Here is a 19,668-nt window from a genome sequence, read left to right as displayed (position 1 = left end):
AAAATGACTTTATCCACACTTTGAAAACAGCTCCGCTTTTCCAGCGGAGCTGTTTTTTTGCGGATACAACCAAGGAAAAAGATACAGAAAGCCAGATATCGTGTGAGCACGAATTCTCAGTTTCGTGCAAATATGTTTTGGATGACAGTTAAAAGGAAAACAAATAGTTGGAAAGACTAATAATTAGGATGGAAAGAATAGGAGGAAGGATGATGGAACAAAATAAGGACCAGCGACCGGAAGGAAAGCTGATCGATTATAAGCTCTTTTTACCATCGCTGCTTATTATTATCGCCATGATTGTTCCGCTGTCGCTTTATGAAGACCAGGCGCTTGGAGTGCTGGAATATACATTCGATGTCATTGTGGCGGTGTTCAACTGGGGCTACATCTGGTACGCCATTATTTTACTAGGAGCAGGGCTGTATTTATCTTTTTCCAAGCTTGGCAACGTCGTGCTTGGCGACCCGGCTGAGAAGCCGCGATTTACTCTGTTTGAATATGCCTCCATTTTAATTGCAATGGGGCTTGGCTCGACGATTATGAGAACCGGCATGGTGGAGTGGACAAACGTCGCGAATGATCCGCCGTTTGGCATGGATGCAGGGTCTACAGAAGCATTGTTGATGGGGAATGCTTACAGCATGTTTATGTGGAGTTTTCAGGTGTTTGCTATTTTCGTGATGGCAGCTCCAGCGCTCGGCTATATTCTGCACGTTCGAAAGCGGCCGTTGATGCGGGTATCGGAGGCTTGCCGCTGTTTATTCGGCGACCGGTTTACAGATGGACTTGGCGGAAAAGTACTCGACATGATTTTCCTCGTCAGTATTCTCTCCGGAGCTGCCGTGACACTTGGCCTGGGAACGCCGATTGTGACACATAACTTATCGCAGCTGTTTAACATAGAGGTCACGTTCACATTAACGCTCATTATTACGATTATGTGGGTCATCTTTTTCTCTATCAGTGCATACGTCGGTATTGATCGTGGAATTAAGCGGCTCAGTACGTTCAATATGTATTTGGCCGGAGGCTTTGCCTTGTTTATCATGACCGTCGGTCCCGGCGTTTTTATATTAAACTACTTTACGGAAAGCTTAAGCACACTGGCGACGAACTATGTTGATATTTCTCTTTACACCGATTCACTTGGAGGAGAAGGGAGCAGCCACGTGCAAAGTAATACGGTCTTCTGGTTTGCATATAGTGCAACCTGGGCTATGCTGCACAGCGTATTTGCGGCTAAAATTTCGCAGGGACGGACGATAAAAGAAATGATTCTGACCTATCTGCTCGCGCCGACAGCGATTTCATGGGCAGCAACCGGAGTGCTGGGGGGACTGGGCGTTCACCGGCATGTGAACGGTGATATGGATATACTGGGAATGGCGCAGTCAATGGATGAAATGGCGTTAATCCCGGAAATTCTGCTGACGCTGCCGTTTGCAACGATTGCATTGATCGTATTTGCTGTAGTCGCCATGATCTTTCTGATTACGACGCTGGATTCAACTACGTATACGATTGCAGCTTATTCCAGCACCCAGGACATGAGTAAAAACGAGCCGTCCCGCATGCTCCGCATTATCGTTGCAGCGATTATTGCAGGCGTTGCACTCGTCATGATGCGCATCGGTGGACTGCCGCCGCTCGAAGTGGTATCCGGTTTAATGGGGCTTCCGATTATCATTATCCAGTTTCTAACGATCTGGGCTGCGATCCGGATGATCAAGCAGGACGAGGCATGGAAATATAACGTTCGCAAACGAGACTCATGACAGCGCCAGGTACGTTTTGAACTAACTCAAAAAAAGCTTTATGAGACCGTGCAGCCCGTTTCAGGCTGGCGGACAAGTTATTTGAAGTAAATGGTTATTTAATTTTGTGCAGTTCTTCGCTTAGCGCGGGAAGCTTGCGCTCCGCAATAACTCAGACTTATCTGCACTTACAGAAGCAGCGTGCGGTCTGCCGTCTAACGTCGCGGCAAGGTATATCAATGCGAATATACCAGAGCGGTGTGCAACAGAAACAGTTTATTCAAGACGCAAAAAAGCCTGCAGGTTTCATCCTGCAGGCTGACTGTACAGCGCTATGTGTGTTTAACGCTTTAGGTTTCGCAGGCGAGCTAGCTCTGTTTCCTGCAGACCCTTGGCTGTTTCAAGTTTATGCAGATTCCGGTGCACGGCGGCAAGCCGCGTCTGGTATTTCTGCTTCACATGAGCGCTTGAGTATCGGGCTCGAGCGTGGACGAGTGCTTCCGCTTTCCGCTTTAGCTGGCGTATGTCCCGCAGAAGGTCTTGATGCTCCGACTCCAATTTACGGAGGCGGCGGTGGTTCATGTCCAACGTTCATTCCCCCTGATTGCATTGAGCAATTGTTTCAAGTATTTAGAAGGAACCGGACGATATTCAGTACGTGGTCTATTCAAATATAGTAATATAATGGCTTCTTCTTAGATGGTTTCGATGGCAGACTCGGTGTCTGCTGACCAGTCAGTGACAGTAGAGACGGTGGAACGAATGTTCTTATATGACGGGCTAACATCTATTTAACCACATAAAACTAGTAAAAACGATACCTTTTTAAAGAAAAAGAGAAAAATAGGTCTAATTCCCGCTTTTTCCCGTTTTAATTCACAGAAAAACCGTGCAGCGCAGCGCACGGCATTGTGAAACTTATAGTTCACGAAAACGAGCCCCTGATCCAGGATGATAACGAAGCAGCATTTTCAGTTCCCGAGCCATTTCGGAAGCATCTTTTTGGCAGCCGCCGTCCATCCAGTCAGCAATCAAGCCGGCAACAGCATGAGCGTGGTAGGCAGCAAAGCTTTCGGCGACTCCGCTTTCTTCTGCAGCGGATTCCTCCTCTAAAAGCACCCGTTTTAAGAGCAGAATCATTTTGTTGCGAAAGCGAGGCAGGTCGCCGCAGTCGCGCATAATTTCATAAAAATCCTGCTGCTTTTCCACGTGTTCAATCATACGCACAGCAACAGAATAAAACGCATGGTGCATGACATCAGTAGTGAGCAGCGGGGGCTGACGGTACGCTGAAATTAAATCCTCGATTACGTCCTGCTTCAATTCATCCAGCAGTGCTTCAATGGTACCGTAATGCTGATAAAATGTACTCCGGTTGAGGCCTGCCCGATTCACAAGCTCCGTTACCTGAATGTGCGCGGGAGCTTTGTACTGAAGCAGTTCCAGCAGTGCCTGCTTGAGCGCCTGCTTCGTGCGCTTGATTCGTATATCCGTCATTTGCGCCTCCTTTCTTAACTGAAGACTTCTTATATTAACCTATACCCGTATCCGAAAGGTTTCAGCAGGAAATAGTGGGAAAAAGCTTCCCTCATTTACGTTAAAAAAAGGAAAATGCACGGATTTGGCGAAAAGCAGTAATGGAAAACAAAAAGGAGGTTCAACATGAAGCCAGTTACTGATATTTGCGACGAGTATCCGCAAACCGTTCAGACGATGCAGGAGCATCTCATTCATTATGGCAGACGCACGCAGTTTGAAGGTCCAGTTCGTACCGTAAGTGTGTTTGAAGATAATGTGTTAGTGAAGCGGATGCTGGAAGAAGCAGAAGCAGGGACGGTCATCGTCGTTGACGGTGGAGGACGTGGCGGTCGAACTGCCTTACTTGGAGACAATCTTGCTGCTATTGGAGCGGAGAGGGGGATCGCAGGGGTCATTCTCTATGGGTTCATTCGGGACGCTGATGAGCTGCGTGACATAGATATCGGCGTCGCTGCACTGGGAACCAGGCCGCAAAAAAGCCATAAAGGGGGAAAAGGATATACCGATGTTCCACTCAATATGGCTGGCGTTCTCTGGGAGCCGGGCATGTGGGTGTGTGCCGATAAAGACGGCGTTGCCGTGCTGCCGGAAAAACCATCAGGCAGATAAGCAACCTATTTTCAGAGCTGATCAGCAGCAGATGGTCAGCTCTTTTGCTGACATAAAAGCCGGCTCGCCTCGTTTGATTAAGGTGTTTTCGCCTTAAGCAGCTCATAAATGACTTCTGCCACGCCGTGTTCAGTGTTGGATTTCGTCGTGCTTGCAGCAATTTGTTTGATCGAATCTGGAGCATTGCCCATCGCAAAGCCTCTGCCTGCCTGCTTCAGCATCGACACATCATTGAAGCTGTCTCCAACTGCAGCTGTTTCTTCAACAGGAATATGTTTATAGGCAGCAAGCTTTTCCAGTGCATTGCCCTTAGACGCAGCCGGGGAGGTTAGTTCAAAATTAATGGGAGCAGAAGAAACGACCGAAACCTCCTGCAGGTGGCTGAATTTGTCCCAGCCCGCTTTCACTCGTTCAGGGATAAGCGAGAGGGCTAAAATATTGTAAATCGTGATATCCCGCTCAAGTGCTTCTTCAAACGAGCGAATGTAGCGGCGCCCCTGCTGGCTTTCCTGGGCATGCAGCATTTTTTGCATGATCTGCTCTTTTTCCGGTCCAGGCGGGAGAAGCTCCCATTCTGCTTTAATTCGGTCTTCTGCACCTTCAGGTACATAAATCGCATCGTGAGCAGAGATTTCATAATAGTATTGCTGTTCTTCAAGCCAGGACAACACCGGTGAGGCCGAGTGTCCATGGAGCGGCAGATCATCGAACATCGTTCCGTCCGGGCGGTGAATACAGGCGCCGTTCATATTAATCACCCACGGATTGATCGTATAGCGTTCAAGTATGGAGAAGACATCATAAAAAGCGCGTCCGGTTGCAATCGCGACTTCGAGACCCGCCTCCTCTGCTTCATGAAACGCCTCAATATTTTCCTTCGATATTGTTTTATCCTCGTTGAGAAGTGTTCCATCCATATCAACTGCAAGTAATCGCAAAGCGGCTTCCTCCTTGAATCAAGTTATGTTTAGTATAGCTGGAGGCGAGAGGCAATGTCTAACAAGGGCCCTTGCTTAAAAGATCTGCTAATGGCTGAGATTGATATAAAGATAATACGCCTGCGCCTTCTTATTCTTCGCTTTTCCTTTTAGAAAAAGGAGGAAACAGTTTCACTCGTTTGCTTTGCAGCGTGGGTGAACGAAGCGAGAACAAGAGACATTTGTGGTGGAATGAGCTGAAAAGATCCCGAGCGGGGAAGCTGAGCAGTCTGAATAAGCCAAGCCTCACGAAAGGCGGTGATGTTTCCTCCTATTCAACCGTACGGGATAACAAACCTTTCTATAAAGAAACTGAAAAACCTGAATAATTAACTGAAAAATAAGAAAAAGAGCCGTTAATTTACTATCTTTTTGAAGGTTACGCGTTTTTTGTCTATTAATTTAACGAGAACAATACAGATATTACAGGGAGATAACAAAGCAATGTTAAAACAATAACAATAAACAAAAGGGGTTTTATTATTACCCGATCATCTGTACAGTGAAACCTGTTAGCGAAAAAATACAGTTTAAATCTAAACAGATTACCTAAAAGATAAAGAGAAACCTTAAAAAAATTAGAGAGAAAGTGGGAGTGTTTACACATGAAAAAATTTGCACTTAGCCTAGCAGTAGCCGGAGCGATTTTTGCAGCACCAACGGTAACAGACGCGATGAGTATGGGAGATCGTGGTGACGATGTTCGAGAACTGCAGGAATCTTTAGCAGATGCAGGATATAATAGCTCTTCTAACGTGGATGGCGTATTTGGTCCATTGACGCTTTCAGCAGTGCAGGATTACCAGTCTTCAAATGGTATTTCCAGCCCGGCAGGAAACTTCTACGGGACAGCTGGACCAGCAACACAGTCTTCTTTAGGTCTTGACGGTTTCGGCAGCACAGCATCTTCCGGATCCAGCTCATCAAGCTCTGATTCTTCTTCCCAGGTAGCGGGAACAAGTGATGTAAGCAATGCGGACGGTATTATTTCTACAGCACGCAGCTTGACTGGATCTCCTTACGTATGGGGCGGTACGAGCCCATCCGGATTTGACTGCAGCGGTTTCATCCAGTATGCGTTCCAGCAGAACGGTGAAAATGTACCACGTACAGTAGCTGGAATGTGGAGTGCAGGTACACCGGTATCCAACCCGCAGCCGGGAGATCTCGTATTCTTTGAAACACGTACAGGTCCTTCCCACGCAGGGATTTACCTAGGAAACAATGAATTTATTCACGCTGGATCTTCTACAGGTGTAACGATTTCCAATATGAGCACAAACCCTTATTGGAGCAGCACGTACATCGGTGCACGCAGCATGTAATAGAAAACGAAGCCTCCGCTTTCACGAGCGGAGGCTTTTCTTTCGTCCGTTTGAAGATGGGTTAATCGCCCACACAGGTGAGAGGGATTGTCTTCCTGCAGATAGCTGTTTTGTTCTGTATGATCACGGCTGGTGTGTGTGATCGGCGATCTATTTCGAACATAGGCGTTAATTTCCGGAAGAAGTAGGGTATCATATCACCATAACCGGAGGTGACAAACGATGAAAATGGTGTATACGTTTAAGGATGGCAAAAAACATGTAGCAGCGCTCGATCCGGAAAGAGAAATCACCGGGGACAACGAAATTGTCAGCATGCTGAAGGAAAAGCGAAAGAGCAGAGAAAAAATTGCGCTTCACACAAGTGACGGTGAAGAGTATATGGTTCATTTCCGAGATGTAGCCAAACTCGAAGTGATCTTTGAAGAAAATGAATAGGCACAGGCTTCACCAGTATGCTTCAGGGTTTGCCTGAGGCATTTTTTAATGGTCAGCTCGTGCTTATCAACTCAACAGCAGGCCGTAAACCAGTTAGCAACAAGAAGCCCCCGCCAGCGTTGGGCAGGGGGTAAGCAACATGCAATCTGTTCATCTTTGACTCAGGTGCGGTAAAGTTTTTTTTCCAGCCGTTCTTTTCTCGCTTTAAAACCGCCCGGGGTTCCGTCGCGCAGGCGAAGCTCCGCTGCTTTTTCACTGACCTCAGCCGCATTGCTGTATTCCCCATTTGCCTCATAAATTTCTGCTGCTGTTAAAAAGGCAGGAATAGACGGGGGGATAAAGTCCAGCAATGATTCTTTATGATATTCGTTTTTATACGCTGCGATAATATCAGGAGCTATTGCCATATTTTCCTTGCACAGCTGCAGGCACTTTGCTTCTGCTTCCGGGTCGCTCAGCTGTCTGCAATAATAATCGATGGCGTGATTGTACCAGAAGTGCATATCGAATACGTTATTTTCTGCCTCCCGGAACGCAAGCTGCAAATATTCCCGGGCTTTTTCGTCATCTGAGAATTTCGCCTTTTGAAATTCTTCCATCGCAAGAATGTAACGGTCGTTTTGTTTTGGCATCTTGCTGTCCTTATCTTTGTCAGACGAGAAAAATCCCATTGGTAAGCTCCTTTCAGTTAGCGCGATTGGCTTTCTAATTGCCTGTACCCTGTTGAGTCAGATATTAACAAAAAACCGAGGGAAATAAGCACATATACACAGGAGATTAGAAACCAGCAGGAGGACCCGCGTTTGACAGAAAGGTCCTGTAACCGTGATACTGAAACGTAGCACGTACATGCAGTATGGAGGAATGTGACATGGCAGAATGGAAAATGGAAGCGATCATCCCCTTTGCAGGGATGCTGGAGGAACAGAATGAAACATGGCTGAAAACGCCGACCGCCCCGGCAAAGTGGGGAACGAGAGAAATAATCGGGCATTTATTTTACTGGGACCGTTTCCTGCTGGAGTCCGTAATGCCAGCTATGCAGGCAGGAAAACCAATTCCGCCGTTTCCGGTGCCGGATGTCTACAATCGGTCCGCTGTTGCAGCTCTTGAAGGACGCAGTGCGCACCGCCTCATTCGCGATTTTATTGAAACGAGACAGGCACTTGTTACCATGCTGAAGGAAACTGCGCCGGAGAGCGTGCCACAGCAAGGTTCTGACAAAACGTGGACCCCAGCGGAGCTCGATGCCTTTTTCGGCGCGCACGATGAACACCATCAGCTGCAGATTGAAACGTTTTTGCACGACAGAAACCAGGCGTACCGACGGTCATGACCGGTCAAGTACGCCTCGCTTTTTTAAGTCTGACGCTATATCCGAAAAATCATCTGCCTTCTCATACGGCGTTCCCATTCGATCAAGAATAGGCGGCAGCTTTTTCATTGCGTAAGTCACCGTCGCAAGAGATGCCGGATGAGAATCCGGTTCACTGTCTCCTGCAAAAAAGAGCGTATCGTACCGGCTGCCGAGCTCCTGCATCACAGCTTTTTTATCGATGCCGTAGCGCTCGTGATAAAAGCGGTCTGCCGGATCAGGGGTCAAATGAAGGCCGCCGTTCTCAACGTGGCCGGGATTGGAATAGACCGGTACATCGTGAATACCCGCAAGTGCCAACAGTTCGTGAATATAATACTCACATCCGGCGCTGATGATAATAAAATCACCGCCGGCTTTTTTGATTTGTTCGATGAATGGTTTGACGTGAGGGTCGAGGGGGATGCCCGCGATATCCTGTTTAATCGTCTCCTCAGGCTGCCCGATAGAGGCAAATATGGTGTTCAAAAAGTCTATGTCCTTCATTTCGCCGTTCTGCCATTTATGATAAAGTGCTTCTCCTTCGGGGAAGTATTTCTCGATCACAATCCAGTAAAAATCCTTTTGTGAAATCGTGCCGTCAAAGTCAGATACAAACGCCCAATTTGTCATCGTACCGCCTCCAGTCTCTTCTCTAAGCCTATCATATCAGCGCGTCCGCTGGAACGGATAAAAGTGGGTCACGCGCTCCGGGCAAAATTGGACCCTCGAACGTCCGGTAAAGGCATCCTCCGCAAGAAACGGGTACATACCGGAGGAAGAGACCTCGGCTTCGGCTTCGTACAGATCCCAGCCGCCGGGATTAATAACTGCTTTCTCAACACCGTTCTTCGTTTTCTTCCACATACAAGAACGATTTCCTGCCCAGTCGGCAAAAGTCGTTGTATCCCGCTGCGTTCCAGGCCGGAATGCAGCCTGGAAGCGTGCATCGCTTGTCAGCCGTTTACTCATGACGTGGTAGGCCGTATCCCGGCGCCGTTCGATTGATGCTTCGTAAAAAGGAAGCTTCAGCGTCAATCTCGCCCCTTTAACGACCGAGCGGTGGGACACATCAGATGAAAACATGTAAAGACCCGGATCGCCGTCGTAGTCGAGGTAGGTGCGTACCTGCACTTCTTCGTATACAGGCAGTGAGAGCGAACGGCCGAAAAAAACAGCACTGCTGCTTCGGCACGTAAAGCAGGCCGTTGTCAGCCAGGCTTTTCCTTCAAAAAGGGATGGCTGGAACGGTTCTGGCAGCGCTTCAGCCAATCTGTTCGGGTCTACCTCCAAATGGTAAAGCAGCATGTTTTCCCACGTCTGCGTCGCAGTCGGTTTAGTCGGCATGAGGTGCGTCCTCCTCCTTTACAATCGAGCGGATGATGCTGTTAACCTGACTTGAAGCGCGTGTCGGGAGCTGGTGAAATCCCTCTGATATGCGAATAAACCGAGCATGCGGGATAACGGCCTTATATTGATTCACATATGGAAGGGCAATTGGATCCCAGCGTCCGTAAATATAATAGACAGGTGCACGAACGGAGGATAGCTTCGGTAAAGCTGAGTAATGGCGCCCGCTCGTGTATAGACGCCTGATCGCTTCAGAGTCTGACTGCTCCGCCGTTCCCCATACGTTTTTTTCGATATCGGTGCGCGCGGAATGCGTCGTTCCGAGAGCACGGCCGAGAATGCCTGTCCACTGCTTTTCGGTAAGCAGTTCACCGAGCCCGATCTTCTTTTCGAGCAGTTTCGTATTGACTTCAGGGAACGTGCAGAGCAGCAGAAGGCAAGCAGCACGTTCGGGATAGCGGATAGCAAAATCCTGCACAGGTGCCCCTCCCATGGAATAGCCGCACAGCGCCGCCTGTTCAATTCCCAGGTGATCCAGAAGGGCTGCTGCATCATCAGCCCACGAGGCTATTGTTTCTTTGCCGTCTGTTTCGCTGTACCCGTTGCCGCGCGGGTGGAATGTCAGGAGCCGGATGCCAGTCGGCAGCGCTTCCTGCTGGGGAATAAACGGCGAGCTTCCGAGGGCCGGCGGTGGAAACAGGAGCAGCGGAGGGCCGGTGCCTGTATCTTCGTAATAAAGCTTTAATGAATTTGATGTAAAATAGGGCATAATGCTTCACCTCCATTGGTTTCCTTTTCCCTGAACGAAGCCGATGAAACCGAGATGAGAAAGGTGTGGGAAAAATGGAAAACCTAATCTTCAGCCGGAAAGGATTTGACTCATCAGCTGGCTATGGCTATTCCCCGTATGATCCTGAAACGGGGAAATATGTGGTACTCCCGATCCCGGAAACGGAAAAACGGGAAGCTTTCCGCTATCGTGACCTGACGCTTTCGTCAGACGCGCTTCCCGGCCTTAACGCTTCGTCGATGTACGAGCTGATTCAGCATCCGGCTCTTCGATACAGCAGCCGTGCCAAAGCAGCTTCTGAAGGAAAGGCCCACTATGATCCCGTGCTCGGGAAACCGGAATGGCTGGATGCTGGTCCGGATTTTGGCGTTTTCGGCCAGTCAGGTGCTGCAGCAGGTCATCTGCACGGTCATGAAACAGGGAAGGGGAGCCTTTTTCTTTTTTTCAGCCGGTTTAAGCCGCTTCCGGCACGGCTGCACAAGCTCGATCCGGAAGCAGGCTGGACAGAAGGAGTCTACTTCTTATACGGGTGGCTGCGGGTTGGAGACGTGTGGACCTTGCCTGAGCAGGTGCCTGAAGAGGTTCGGCGCTTCCATCCTCACGGTACCGCTGAAGCGTTCCGAAAGAAGAACAATACCCTCTATGCAGCTGCTGCTGAATTATTTCCTGGCAGCGGGATTCCCGGAAGCGGGTATTTTCCGCGATTAAAACCAGAGCTGCAGCTGTCATCGTCTTTACACAAAAACAGACCGGGAATATGGAGGCTTCCGGCCTTGTTCTATGAAGAGGCTTATCGACCTACGTACTTGCAGAAAGAAGAAAATTGGCTGCAGGCCAGCAAGAGCGATTATTATGTCCAATCCTCGGCCCGCGGACAGGAGTACATCAGTAAACTTGATTCACAGTCAAGAGATTGGGTCGAGCAGCTGTTCCGCTCTGCCTATTCCTGATTATGCCTGATCATCATAGCGGTAGGATTTAGCCCCGGAGACACCCGGACGGTATTTGAATATACCACCTGCATGAGGCTCCTGTTCCAGTTCTTCGTCGGTCCGGCCTTCGCGTCCGGTCGTAATAAACAGTTCATCCATATTTTTGCCGCCGAAGCAGCAGGAAGTAACGTTCGTAGCAGCGACTTCGACCGTTTCCAGCACCTGCTGCTCATCCGGACAGATGCGCCGCACGCAGCCGCCATCAAAAAAGGCGACCCAGAGCTTACCTTCTTCATCGATTGTCATCCCGTCGGGGTGTCCGCCGTCGTCAGGAGCAGTATACACAACATCCGGCTCGCCAAGTGTGCCATCTTCAAAGTTGTATGGATAGCGGCGGATTTCGTGCGTCGGCGTATCGATATAATAAAACACTTCTTTGCGTTCATCCCACGCCATTCCATTTGATACGGTTGCACCGGTCAACACAGTGGAGACGGTTCTGCCGCCGTTCAGGCAGTATAGGGCAGCGTCCCCGTCTTCCCCTTCCAACACCATCGTTCCTGCAAAAAAACGGCCTTTCGGATCGCATTTTCCATCATTAAAACGGTTCCCTGGTTTATCTTCTTCCGGATCATAGATGCTGTGGAGCTCGCCTGATTCCGGATCATACCGGTAGAACCCATGGTCAAGACCGGCGTAGATATCTCCGCTGATGGAGCGAACAGCACAGCCGACCCGCTGATCGAATGAATGTGTTTCATTTTCACCTAATGGATCAAGAAAATGAACGTTTTTCCCTTCAATATCCACCCATATAAGCTGTTGATTATCTTCGTCCCAGAATGGACCTTCAGCGAGCAGCGCTTTTGCATCATACAGGAGTTCTGCTTTTGACATGTTATCACCTCACCACTCTATTACCATCCGGGCTGAAAGAGAAACCTCAATCGGCAAATGGTGTGCTGTCGAAGATTTGTAAAAATCCAGAAAATAATCGGTTTTATCAAGCATGGGAACGAACTCTGATACAATAAGAGAAACGCTTTCAAAGGAGTGAATGCATTGACACTGCCAGTTGCTGTACAGCTTTTCACGCTCAGGGAAGAAGCCGAACAGGATTTCAAAGGGACACTCCGCGAGGTAGCCAAAGTAGGCTATGAAGGAGTGGAATTTGCAGGATTTGGAGGACTTACTGCTGATGAGGTAAAGGATCTGCTGGAGGAGACCGGTCTCAAGCCTGCAGCTTCCCATGTTCCGATAGATCAGCTGCGAGATAACCTGGACGATACCATTGCATTTCATCAGGCGATCGGCTGCACAAGGCTCGTCTGTCCTTATTTAGATGAAGAAGACCGCGACTCGATTACAGCCTATGAAGCGGTGATTGGCGACCTGCGACGTATTGCAGCTGCCTGCAGCAAGGAAGGGATCAGTTTGAGCTACCACCATCATGATTTCGAACTCAAGCCGATTGAGACGGTGATTCCTCTCAAGAAAATATGGAATACGCCTGGCATTCAAGCGGAAATTGATATTTACTGGCTTGTGAAAGCCGGAGAAAATCCGGTTGAATGGATTAAAAAGTATGCGGACTCGACAGAGCTTATTCATTTGAAAGACATGACGACAGATGGAACGGAAGATTTTGCTGAGCTCGGCACAGGCGGAATTGATATCGAAGCCTGCGTGCGCGAAGCTGAAAAAGCCGGTGTGCAGTGGCTGATTGTGGAACAGGACCAGTCTCGCATCGGCGCGATGAAAAGCATCAAAAAAAGCTACGAGCATCTTACTTCATCTGTGCTTTAGAAGCTGTATACAGGAAAGAAGCGTGGGTCAGTTCTTGAGCCTACGCTTCTTTTTTTGGTGATAGCAGTGCCTTTTACTCCGCTTTTTGTTCCCTGCTGGCGCGCATACGGGCAGCAGCCTGGCGCGTCTCAGCTGTAACAGGAACGTGTCCGGCTGCTTTGGCAAGGCCGAATTTGGGCATGTTTGCATAGATGGCTTCATATGACTCAACTGCATACGTTTCATGGTAAATGCCTGCTGCGGTAGAGCGTCTTGCCAGCTGCATAAAGGTTTTCCATGCTTTACGGTGCCGATCTTCGTGTGCGTAAGCGAACAGCTTTTCTTCCGATTCCCAGTATTGAACAAGGTGGATGGATTTCCAGCCAAACATCGTTTCCAGCGAATAAAATCCGCTGTCTTTGTTTTCGTAAAGCTCTTTAATCATCGGCCCCATCGCTTTAAAGACAGGAAACCAGTTTTTAACTGAGAGCGGCTTATTGACGCGCATGCCAATAATAAATACGGTCAGCGGCTTATCCGGTAGGACAGTGTGAGGAGGCGCATAAATCTGCTTCATTGTTTTCACTCCTTCATGAATGTGATCGACTGCCGGCACCAGTCGAGTCCTGCCTCGGTCACGGCGATGCCATGACGAACAGTAAGCAGCCAGTAAGGCAAGTCCGGTGACGAACCGCAGCTTTCCATAAGAGACAATTCAATCTGCTCATAGACTTCCAGTCTTGCGGTCAGAAGCTGTTCATGCTTTTCCAGCTTCTTTATTGTTTCACGGTGGTCTTCATGCCGGCTGAAAAAAAGCTTCAGCAGCAGCTCGTTTTTTTGCACCGGCAGTTCATCCGGCACTTGCCTCAGCCAGCCTGTCAATGCCATCCTGCCGGCTTCAGTCAACTTGTAGCGGGTGCTGCCATTCTCTTCTTCTCCTTCGACTTCACCTGCCTCCACCAGAACATTCAGCGTCGGATAAATTTGGCCGAAGCTGATCTTCCAAAAGTGGTTCAGACTCCCGTCGATCTTCTTTTTCATTTCATAACCAGTCAAGCTCTCCGATGCAAGGAGACCGAGAAGCGCAAAACGGGTCCGGTTTTGTTTTGCCATACGTCACCTTCTTATATATCAAATTGATAGTATCTAATTGATATAATACACTGGTTTCAACTTCTTGTCTATAGCAAAGGAGAAAGGTTTGATTAAGCGTTAATAGGGGAAGAAACCTCCAAGATAAGGAAAAAGGAGTGGGTCACATGGATACATATACGTCGCTAAAAGGGAAAACAGCTGTTGTAACGGGCGGAGGATCCGGAATGGGGAAAGCGGCAGCGCTCCAGCTTGCAAAACAGGGTGTCCAGATTTGCCTTGTAGATGTAGATGGAGAAGCCCTTCAGGAAGCCGAAAAAGAATTTGATGGCGATGTCATTTCAGCAGAAGTTGATACAACTGACGAGCAGCAGGTAAAGGATGCGTTTCAGCGCGCAGCGGATACATTTGGCTCCGTGGATATCGTATTTGCAAACGCCGGCGTGAACGGTACGGTTGCACCGATTGAGGATCTCGAATCATCCGAGTGGAATAAAACGATTGAAATTAATTTGAACGGAACATTTCATACGGTAAAAGCAGCCATTCCTCATATGAAAGAAAATGGCGGCAGTATTATTTTAACGAGCTCAGTTAACGGTACGCGTGTATTCTCAAACTTTGGGATGTCTGCCTACAGCAGCACGAAAGCCGGTCAGCTCGCTTTTGGTAAGATGGCGGCACTTGAACTGACGAACTACGATATCCGGGTCAACGTCATCTGTCCGGGATTCATTGAAACGGACATCGGCAGCAAAACATATCCTAAGGAAAAAGAGCTGGAAAAAGTCGAAATTCCGGTCGAATATCCGGAAGGAGACCAGCCCCTGGAAGGCCCTGGTGAGCCGGAGCAGGTAGCCGATCTCGTCTCCTTTCTCGCATCAGACGCGTCCAGGCATATAACCGGTACAGAAATGTTTATCGATGGAGGATCCTCCCTCTTATAACGGAAACGTCCGCACATCCAAATGGGTGTGCGGTTTTTTAAAGCGTTATTCACCTGATTCAGCCACATACGAAAAGCGAGTGCCCGCAAATACAGGCAGATGCGATGCGTCCGAAACTTTGCCGACAATCTAAAAGCAGCCCTGAAAAGAGCTGCTTCGTTCGTGCGCTGATTTTTTTCTGGAGTGCCGATGATACATCAATAATTTACTGACGTGCTGTCGATTTAGTTGATACCGGCTGGATCGGCTGGATGTTCTCGCGGTTAGCGAGGAATTCCGGTCGCGGCTCCTTGCCGCTGAACGGCTGTTCCAGCTTGTTCTCAATTGAATTGTAAACAAAAAATACGTTGCTGCGCGGGTAAGGTGAAATATTGCCGGCTGAGCCGTGCATCGTGTTGCTTTCAAACAGGAGTACGGAACCAGCTGGACCAGTGGCACGGTCAATTCGTCCGCCAGCCTGATCGACTAGCCAGCGCATGCTGTCTTCATCCGGAACTCCGACCTCCTGCTTCTGCAGGGACGATTCAAAATTGTTATCCGGCGTTTCGCCTGCAGTCTGCACATACCATTTATGAGAACCCGGTACGAGCATGAGCGGTCCATTGTACTCGTAATTATCTGTCAGGACAATCGAGCAGCTGAGTGCACGCATTCTAGGCATCCCGTCCTCGACATGCCACGTTTCAAAATCAGAGTGCCAGTAAAACTCTTTTCCTTTAAATCCTGGCTTAAAATTAATACGGGATTGATTAATATAAACCTGGCTGCCTAAAATTTGCTCCATAATAGAGACGAGCCGTTCATCTTTTGACAAGTTTTCAAAGTAGCTTTTATCTTTATGAACCTCAAAGATGGAACGGATTTCGTTGCTGCTCGGTTCTTTTATAATATCCGGACCTTCTTTATGCTGGTGATCCTCCATTGTACTGTCAAGCTCCTGCTTTAATTTTTTTAGCTCTTCTCCCTGGAAAAACGATTTCAGCAAAATGTAGCCGTTCTCCTCGTAAAAATCGACCTGCTCTGCAGAAAGCGGCCCTTCCGTTCGGGCGTTCTCATTGTGAATCACCGGATCCTGACGTCTGACAATCTGGGATGTTTCATTAATTCGGGACGGGTAAAGATCTTTGACCATTCTAAATTCCTCCTAAAAAAGTGTTGGGAAAACAGCGTGTTTGTCATCTTATGAACTACAAATAGAGAGCAAAATTAAAATACCTAAGTATGATGAATTACCAAATAAATGCTGTTTTCACCTGTCAAATCTGTACCCGCTGTCAGGTTAACTAAACAAATTTTCTCTATATTAAGACTTTTATACTGTGCTAATAAATGATCATAGGTACAACGGTTTGTTTCGTACTGCGAAGAAAGCAGGGGAGAATCTGCAATGTAAGAAAAAGCAGTTCAAAAATTCTGTTGCTGGATGTCGAGTGATCGAAATCGTCAAAACCGTAAGCCTCGATCACTCATCAGACTCATTCAGACGTTTGCCCAGGCTAAAGGTGAATTAGAAAAAATAACGTGCTTCATTTTAATAACCGACTATATTAATGCGAATAATGTGTAAAATATGTTTTTTGTCAGATTTAGTATTGATTTTTCTTGTTATATCCATTAATCTTCAATACATCACATAAAACCAGCCGGTATTTTTTTTATGATTTTAAAGTCGAGTAAGTTGGTAAGAATAATGTGTTAAGAGAGGGGAAGATACGATGGTAAATCAGGCGCACGGAGGTACGTTAATCAATCGATTGTCTGAAAATAAGGCTGAAAGGGATCGAGCAGCTTCCCTGCCGGTCGTCACGCTTCGTTCATGGAACTTATCCGATCTGGAGTTGATCGGTCTTGGCGGTTTCAGTCCGCTGACAGGCTTTATGGATCAGGATGACTATGAGAGTGTGCTGAGAAATACGAGACTGACGGACGGCAGCATATGGCCTGTGCCTATCACTCTGCCCGTCACGGAAAAGGAGGCAGCGTTCTTATCAACTGGACAAGAAGCGGCTTTGACAGACGAAAAAGGAACGATTTACGGCCTTATTAAGAGCCGGGGAACGTTCCGGGCTGATTTAAAGCGGGAGGCCGAAATTGTTTATGGTACGTCGGATCCCGCGCATCCCGGGGTAGCCGCTCTGTTCAGCAGAGGAAGCCTGCTTGTTGGAGGGGAGATTACCCTGTTAAAACGTCTTCCGCATGCGTTTGGAGACTATCACCTTTCTCCTGCGGAAACCCGCCAGCTGTTTGAAGCGAAGGGCTGGAAAACGGTAGTCGGCTTTCAGACGCGAAACCCGGTTCACCGGGCCCATGAGTATATTCAGAAGAGTGCGCTGGAAACAGTGGACGGACTGCTGCTGAATCCGCTCGTTGGCGATACGAAGTCTGATGATATACCGGCTGATGTCCGCATGAAAAGCTACCGGGTGCTGCTCGATCATTATTATCCGAAAGAGCGCACAGCGCTGGTCGTATATCCAGCAGCGATGCGGTATGCAGGACCGAAGGAGGCACTGCTGCACGCCATCGTCCGCAAAAACTACGGCTGCACCCATTTCATTATCGGAAGGGATCATGCCGGAGTAGGCGACTATTACGGTACGTATGAAGCACAAGAATACACGGCTCCGTTTGAACAAGAGCTTGGGGTCACGCTAATGCGCTTTGAGCACGCCTTTTACTGCAAAACGTGCAAAAACATGGGGACGGCAAAAACGTGCCCGCATGACGGCGACCACCATGTTCATCTGAGCGGAACAAAAGTAAGAGAGCGTCTGCGAAACGGTGAATCTCTGCCAGAAGAGTTCTCTAGAAAAGAAGTAGCAGAAGTACTGATCAACGGATTGCAAAAAGCAGCGGTGCAGTAAAAGCGAGGAGGGGGTCCGTCATGACGGTTGAAATCGGGTTTGTCCTGATCGTGATTTCGGTCATGGTCGGCCTGCTCATCACAGAGTGGCTGCGCGCTGATATGATCCTGCTTGCTGCTTTGCTCGTACTGTGGATAGGCGGTGCAATTGATACATCTCAGGCGCTGAGCGGATTAACGAACGAAGGGATGTGGACGGTGGCGCTATTGTTTTTAGTGGCCGGAGCTGTTCAGAGCCATCCGTCGTTAAAGAGACTTATCTTTTCAGGCCTGGGGAGCGGGAAGCGAAAAAGGCGTTCGCTTTTATCGATGATGTTTCCAATTGCGGGCATGTCGGCATTTTTGAATAATACACCAATCGTCGCTATTTTTTCCCCTATGATTCAGCGCTGGTGCGAGCAGCGGCAGATTTCACCATCTAAATTTCTAATGCCTCTCTCGTTCGCAGCGATTTTCGGAGGAACGATCACCCTCATCGGAACCTCTACAAACCTGCTAATACACGGCTTGATGCTGGATCGGGGGATGAGTGGATTTTCCATGTTCCAATTGGCAGCAGTCGGTGTTCCGGCAGCCGTGTTTGGCATTCTTTATATGGTGACCATTGGTTACCGGATTATGCCGAATCACGAACCGAAGCAGTCGGACCCTAAACCGCCTGCAATGATTGAAGGAAAAGGAAGTATGCTGCCGCTGCTGGTCCTTGCGGTGATGGTAGGAGCAGCTGCACTTGAACTTCTCTCGATGTTTGAAGCGGCGTTTGGTGCTGTCATTGTGCTGCTTGCTGGCAGGGTTCTTCCTTTAAAGGGCTTGCACCGGTTCATACGGGTGGATGTGCTGCTCATCATTATTTATGCGATTGGTATTGGTACAGCAGTGGAACAATCAGGAACGGCGGTCTGGCTTGCTGAGCATCTGGTCGCTGTATCTGCAGGGCTTGGAGTGATCGGCGTGCTTGCTGCCGTTTACCTGATGACATCGATCTTCACGGAGTTTATAACAAACAACGCGGCTGCTGTCGTGATGTTTCCGATTGCAGTAGCAGCAGCGCTTCAGTCCGGACAGGATCCGGCAGGATTTCTCACTGCAGTAGCCATTGCGGCCTCGGCAAGCTTTGCGACACCGGTTGGGTATCAAACTAATTTAATCGTGTTCCGGCCCGGCGGCTATCGTTTTATGGATTTTGTCCGCGTGGGGATGCCGCTCAATTTACTTTATTTTATTGTGACGATGGTTGTCGTCAGCGCAATATGGATTGATTTCAGCTGAAAGGGTGAAACATGTGAGTTCTCATTTAACTTGGCACGATTCGCACGTTAGAAAAGAAGACCGGGAAAAGCTCAACGGTCATCGAGGCTTTGTGCTTTGGTTTACAGGCTTGTCCGGCTCCGGTAAGTCCACGCTGTCTGCAGCGCTTGAACTGGAGCTGCATCAGCAAGGAGTAAGAACGTACAGGCTGGACGGAGATAACGTCCGGATGGGATTGAATCAGAATCTTGGTTTTTCAGCAGCAGATCGAGCAGAAAACATCCGCCGTGTCGGAGAAGCAGCGAAGCTGATGGCAGACGCAGGGTTAGTGACCTTAACGGCATTTATTTCTCCATATGAGAAGGACCGAGAGGGCGTAAAAGCTTCTCTAGGCGAAGATGTCGCGGAAGTATTCGTGAAAGCACCGCTTGCGGTTTGTGAAGAGCGGGATCCGAAAGGGCTTTACAAAAAGGCCCGGACAGGAGAGATCCGTAACTTTACCGGGATTGATGATCCGTATGAAGAGCCTGAAGCACCGGAATTAACACTTGATACAGGGAAGGATTCCATAGAGAAAAATGTGTCCTTGCTGATCACGTATCTGCAGGAAAAAGGTGTGATTTCGTCAGAAGCGAACAACCGCTGAATGAAAGGAGGCAGAT

Annotated in this window: 21 protein-coding genes; 11 read left to right on the top strand and 10 right to left on the bottom strand. The window is 48.5% G+C overall.

The window, feature by feature from the left end; all coding sequences use genetic code 11:
• Window positions 1-212 precede the first annotated feature (212 nt).
• Window positions 213-1,778, top strand: coding sequence for a BCCT family transporter (locus ACSZLD_RS12955; RefSeq protein ID WP_377909218.1), 1,566 nt, complete (start codon window positions 213-215; stop codon window positions 1,776-1,778).
• Window positions 1,779-2,675: 897 nt separating this feature from the next.
• Here the strand turns inward: ACSZLD_RS12955 and ACSZLD_RS12950 are convergent.
• On the bottom strand, window positions 2,676-3,254 hold the full coding sequence (locus ACSZLD_RS12950) for a TetR/AcrR family transcriptional regulator (RefSeq protein WP_377909220.1): 579 nt from the start codon (window positions 3,252-3,254) through the stop codon (window positions 2,676-2,678).
• Between the two features lie 165 nt (window positions 3,255-3,419).
• Here ACSZLD_RS12950 and rraA point away from each other — a divergent pair, with 165 nt between their 5' ends.
• Window positions 3,420-3,905, top strand: a complete 486-nt coding sequence (rraA, locus tag ACSZLD_RS12945) for a ribonuclease E activity regulator RraA (protein WP_377909221.1) — start codon at window positions 3,420-3,422, stop codon at window positions 3,903-3,905.
• Between the two features lie 77 nt (window positions 3,906-3,982).
• Here the strand turns inward: rraA and ACSZLD_RS12940 are convergent, their stop codons facing one another.
• Window positions 3,983-4,843 carry a Cof-type HAD-IIB family hydrolase gene (locus ACSZLD_RS12940; protein WP_377909222.1) on the bottom strand — a complete coding sequence of 287 codons (861 nt, stop codon included), beginning with the start codon at window positions 4,841-4,843 and terminating at the stop codon, window positions 3,983-3,985.
• 644 nt (window positions 4,844-5,487) lie between these two features.
• On the opposite strand from ACSZLD_RS12940, the gene ACSZLD_RS12935 reads away from it, so the two are divergent.
• Window positions 5,488-6,207 (top strand): C40 family peptidase, encoded by a 720-nt coding sequence (locus ACSZLD_RS12935; RefSeq protein ID WP_444685411.1) that lies wholly within the window; start codon window positions 5,488-5,490, stop codon window positions 6,205-6,207.
• Between the two features lie 222 nt (window positions 6,208-6,429).
• Entirely contained in the window at window positions 6,430-6,645 is a 216-nt protein-coding gene (locus ACSZLD_RS12930; protein ID WP_444685410.1) for a hypothetical protein, read from the top strand.
• Between the two features lie 161 nt (window positions 6,646-6,806).
• Here the strand turns inward: ACSZLD_RS12930 and ACSZLD_RS12925 are convergent, their stop codons facing one another.
• A complete protein-coding gene (locus tag ACSZLD_RS12925) occupies window positions 6,807-7,316 on the bottom strand; it encodes a hypothetical protein (RefSeq protein WP_444685409.1) in 510 nt (169 codons plus the stop codon).
• A gap of 200 nt (window positions 7,317-7,516) precedes the next feature.
• Here ACSZLD_RS12925 and ACSZLD_RS12920 point away from each other — a divergent pair, with 200 nt between their 5' ends.
• Entirely contained in the window at window positions 7,517-7,981 is a 465-nt protein-coding gene (locus ACSZLD_RS12920) for a DinB family protein (RefSeq protein ID WP_377909226.1), read from the top strand.
• Here the strand turns inward: ACSZLD_RS12920 and ACSZLD_RS12915 are convergent.
• The 3 genes from ACSZLD_RS12915 to ACSZLD_RS12905 are packed head-to-tail and all read right to left on the bottom strand — an operon-like array spanning window position 7,976 to window position 10,118.
• Window positions 7,976-8,632, bottom strand: a complete 657-nt coding sequence (locus ACSZLD_RS12915) for an MtnX-like HAD-IB family phosphatase (RefSeq protein WP_444685408.1) — start codon at window positions 8,630-8,632, stop codon at window positions 7,976-7,978. The genes ACSZLD_RS12920 and ACSZLD_RS12915 overlap by 6 nt on opposite strands.
• Window positions 8,633-8,668: 36 nt before the next feature.
• A complete protein-coding gene (locus ACSZLD_RS12910) occupies window positions 8,669-9,346 on the bottom strand; it encodes a DUF2071 domain-containing protein (RefSeq protein ID WP_444685407.1) in 678 nt (225 codons plus the stop codon).
• Window positions 9,336-10,118 carry an alpha/beta fold hydrolase gene (locus tag ACSZLD_RS12905; protein WP_444685406.1) on the bottom strand — a complete coding sequence of 261 codons (783 nt, stop codon included), beginning with the start codon at window positions 10,116-10,118 and terminating at the stop codon, window positions 9,336-9,338. The genes ACSZLD_RS12910 and ACSZLD_RS12905 overlap by 11 nt, the downstream gene beginning before the upstream one ends.
• Window positions 10,119-10,192: 74 nt before the next feature.
• On the opposite strand from ACSZLD_RS12905, the gene ACSZLD_RS12900 reads away from it, so the two are divergent.
• Window positions 10,193-11,089, top strand: a complete 897-nt coding sequence (locus ACSZLD_RS12900) for an Nmad3 family putative nucleotide modification protein (protein WP_444685405.1) — start codon at window positions 10,193-10,195, stop codon at window positions 11,087-11,089.
• Here ACSZLD_RS12900 and ACSZLD_RS12895 read toward each other — a convergent pair whose 3' ends face one another.
• Entirely contained in the window at window positions 11,090-11,968 is an 879-nt protein-coding gene (locus tag ACSZLD_RS12895) for an SMP-30/gluconolactonase/LRE family protein (RefSeq protein ID WP_377909231.1), read from the bottom strand.
• 165 nt (window positions 11,969-12,133) lie between these two features.
• On the opposite strand from ACSZLD_RS12895, the gene ACSZLD_RS12890 reads away from it, so the two are divergent.
• Window positions 12,134-12,877, top strand: coding sequence for a sugar phosphate isomerase/epimerase family protein (locus ACSZLD_RS12890; RefSeq protein ID WP_444685404.1), 744 nt, complete (start codon window positions 12,134-12,136; stop codon window positions 12,875-12,877).
• Window positions 12,878-12,950: 73 nt separating this feature from the next.
• Here the strand turns inward: ACSZLD_RS12890 and ACSZLD_RS12885 are convergent, their stop codons facing one another.
• Together ACSZLD_RS12885 and ACSZLD_RS12880 are read right to left on the bottom strand one after the other, a co-directional pair.
• Window positions 12,951-13,433 carry a DUF4188 domain-containing protein gene (locus ACSZLD_RS12885; RefSeq protein ID WP_377909233.1) on the bottom strand — a complete coding sequence of 161 codons (483 nt, stop codon included), beginning with the start codon at window positions 13,431-13,433 and terminating at the stop codon, window positions 12,951-12,953.
• 5 nt (window positions 13,434-13,438) lie between these two features.
• Window positions 13,439-13,969 carry a PadR family transcriptional regulator gene (locus ACSZLD_RS12880; RefSeq protein ID WP_444685403.1) on the bottom strand — a complete coding sequence of 177 codons (531 nt, stop codon included), beginning with the start codon at window positions 13,967-13,969 and terminating at the stop codon, window positions 13,439-13,441.
• A gap of 146 nt (window positions 13,970-14,115) precedes the next feature.
• Here ACSZLD_RS12880 and ACSZLD_RS12875 point away from each other — a divergent pair, with 146 nt between their 5' ends.
• Window positions 14,116-14,895 (top strand): SDR family oxidoreductase, encoded by a 780-nt coding sequence (locus ACSZLD_RS12875; RefSeq protein WP_444685402.1) that lies wholly within the window; start codon window positions 14,116-14,118, stop codon window positions 14,893-14,895.
• Between the two features lie 205 nt (window positions 14,896-15,100).
• Here ACSZLD_RS12875 and thpD read toward each other — a convergent pair whose 3' ends face one another.
• Window positions 15,101-16,027 carry an ectoine hydroxylase gene (gene thpD / locus ACSZLD_RS12870; RefSeq protein ID WP_444685401.1) on the bottom strand — a complete coding sequence of 309 codons (927 nt, stop codon included), beginning with the start codon at window positions 16,025-16,027 and terminating at the stop codon, window positions 15,101-15,103.
• A 583-nt stretch (window positions 16,028-16,610) separates the two neighbouring features.
• Between thpD and sat the strand changes: the two genes are divergently transcribed.
• From sat to cysC, 3 genes are read left to right on the top strand one after another with little or no spacing between them, the layout of a single operon-like run.
• A complete protein-coding gene (gene sat, locus ACSZLD_RS12865; RefSeq protein ID WP_377909237.1) occupies window positions 16,611-17,759 on the top strand; it encodes a sulfate adenylyltransferase in 1,149 nt (382 codons plus the stop codon).
• Window positions 17,760-17,779: 20 nt separating this feature from the next.
• Window positions 17,780-19,027: an SLC13 family permease gene (locus ACSZLD_RS12860; RefSeq protein WP_444685400.1), complete on the top strand. Its 1,248-nt coding sequence runs from the start codon at window positions 17,780-17,782 to the stop codon at window positions 19,025-19,027.
• 13 nt (window positions 19,028-19,040) lie between these two features.
• Entirely contained in the window at window positions 19,041-19,652 is a 612-nt protein-coding gene (gene cysC / locus ACSZLD_RS12855) for an adenylyl-sulfate kinase (protein ID WP_377909239.1), read from the top strand.
• The last annotated feature ends 16 nt before the right edge of the window (window positions 19,653-19,668 follow it).

Source organism: Alkalicoccus luteus (genome assembly GCF_052061695.1).
Classification (GTDB): domain Bacteria; phylum Bacillota; class Bacilli; order Bacillales; family Salisediminibacteriaceae; genus Alkalicoccus; species Alkalicoccus luteus.
Note: the sequence above shows the minus strand (reverse complement) of the source record. Positions and strands in the feature narration are given on the sequence as shown.

Bases quoted from the DNA above. Each gene is read 5' to 3' on its own strand.
- ACSZLD_RS12955 (WP_377909218.1), top strand. From the start codon at position 213: ATGGAACAAAATAAGGACCAGCGACCGGAAGGAAAGCTGATCGATTAT.
- ACSZLD_RS12950 (WP_377909220.1), bottom strand. From the start codon at position 3,254: ATGACGGATATACGAATCAAGCGCACGAAGCAGGCGCTCAAGCAGGCA.
- rraA (WP_377909221.1), top strand. From the start codon at position 3,420: ATGAAGCCAGTTACTGATATTTGCGACGAGTATCCGCAAACCGTTCAG.
- ACSZLD_RS12935 (WP_444685411.1), top strand. From the start codon at position 5,488: ATGAAAAAATTTGCACTTAGCCTAGCAGTAGCCGGAGCGATTTTTGCA.
- ACSZLD_RS12930 (WP_444685410.1), top strand. From the start codon at position 6,430: ATGAAAATGGTGTATACGTTTAAGGATGGCAAAAAACATGTAGCAGCG.
- ACSZLD_RS12925 (WP_444685409.1), bottom strand. From the start codon at position 7,316: ATGGGATTTTTCTCGTCTGACAAAGATAAGGACAGCAAGATGCCAAAA.
- ACSZLD_RS12920 (WP_377909226.1), top strand. From the start codon at position 7,517: ATGGCAGAATGGAAAATGGAAGCGATCATCCCCTTTGCAGGGATGCTG.
- ACSZLD_RS12915 (WP_444685408.1), bottom strand. From the start codon at position 8,632: ATGACAAATTGGGCGTTTGTATCTGACTTTGACGGCACGATTTCACAA.
- ACSZLD_RS12910 (WP_444685407.1), bottom strand. From the start codon at position 9,346: ATGCCGACTAAACCGACTGCGACGCAGACGTGGGAAAACATGCTGCTT.
- ACSZLD_RS12905 (WP_444685406.1), bottom strand. From the start codon at position 10,118: ATGCCCTATTTTACATCAAATTCATTAAAGCTTTATTACGAAGATACA.
- ACSZLD_RS12900 (WP_444685405.1), top strand. From the start codon at position 10,193: ATGGAAAACCTAATCTTCAGCCGGAAAGGATTTGACTCATCAGCTGGC.
- ACSZLD_RS12895 (WP_377909231.1), bottom strand. From the start codon at position 11,968: ATGTCAAAAGCAGAACTCCTGTATGATGCAAAAGCGCTGCTCGCTGAA.
- ACSZLD_RS12885 (WP_377909233.1), bottom strand. From the start codon at position 13,433: ATGAAGCAGATTTATGCGCCTCCTCACACTGTCCTACCGGATAAGCCG.
- ACSZLD_RS12880 (WP_444685403.1), bottom strand. From the start codon at position 13,969: ATGGCAAAACAAAACCGGACCCGTTTTGCGCTTCTCGGTCTCCTTGCA.
- ACSZLD_RS12875 (WP_444685402.1), top strand. From the start codon at position 14,116: ATGGATACATATACGTCGCTAAAAGGGAAAACAGCTGTTGTAACGGGC.
- thpD (WP_444685401.1), bottom strand. From the start codon at position 16,027: ATGGTCAAAGATCTTTACCCGTCCCGAATTAATGAAACATCCCAGATT.
- sat (WP_377909237.1), top strand. From the start codon at position 16,611: ATGGTAAATCAGGCGCACGGAGGTACGTTAATCAATCGATTGTCTGAA.
- ACSZLD_RS12860 (WP_444685400.1), top strand. From the start codon at position 17,780: ATGACGGTTGAAATCGGGTTTGTCCTGATCGTGATTTCGGTCATGGTC.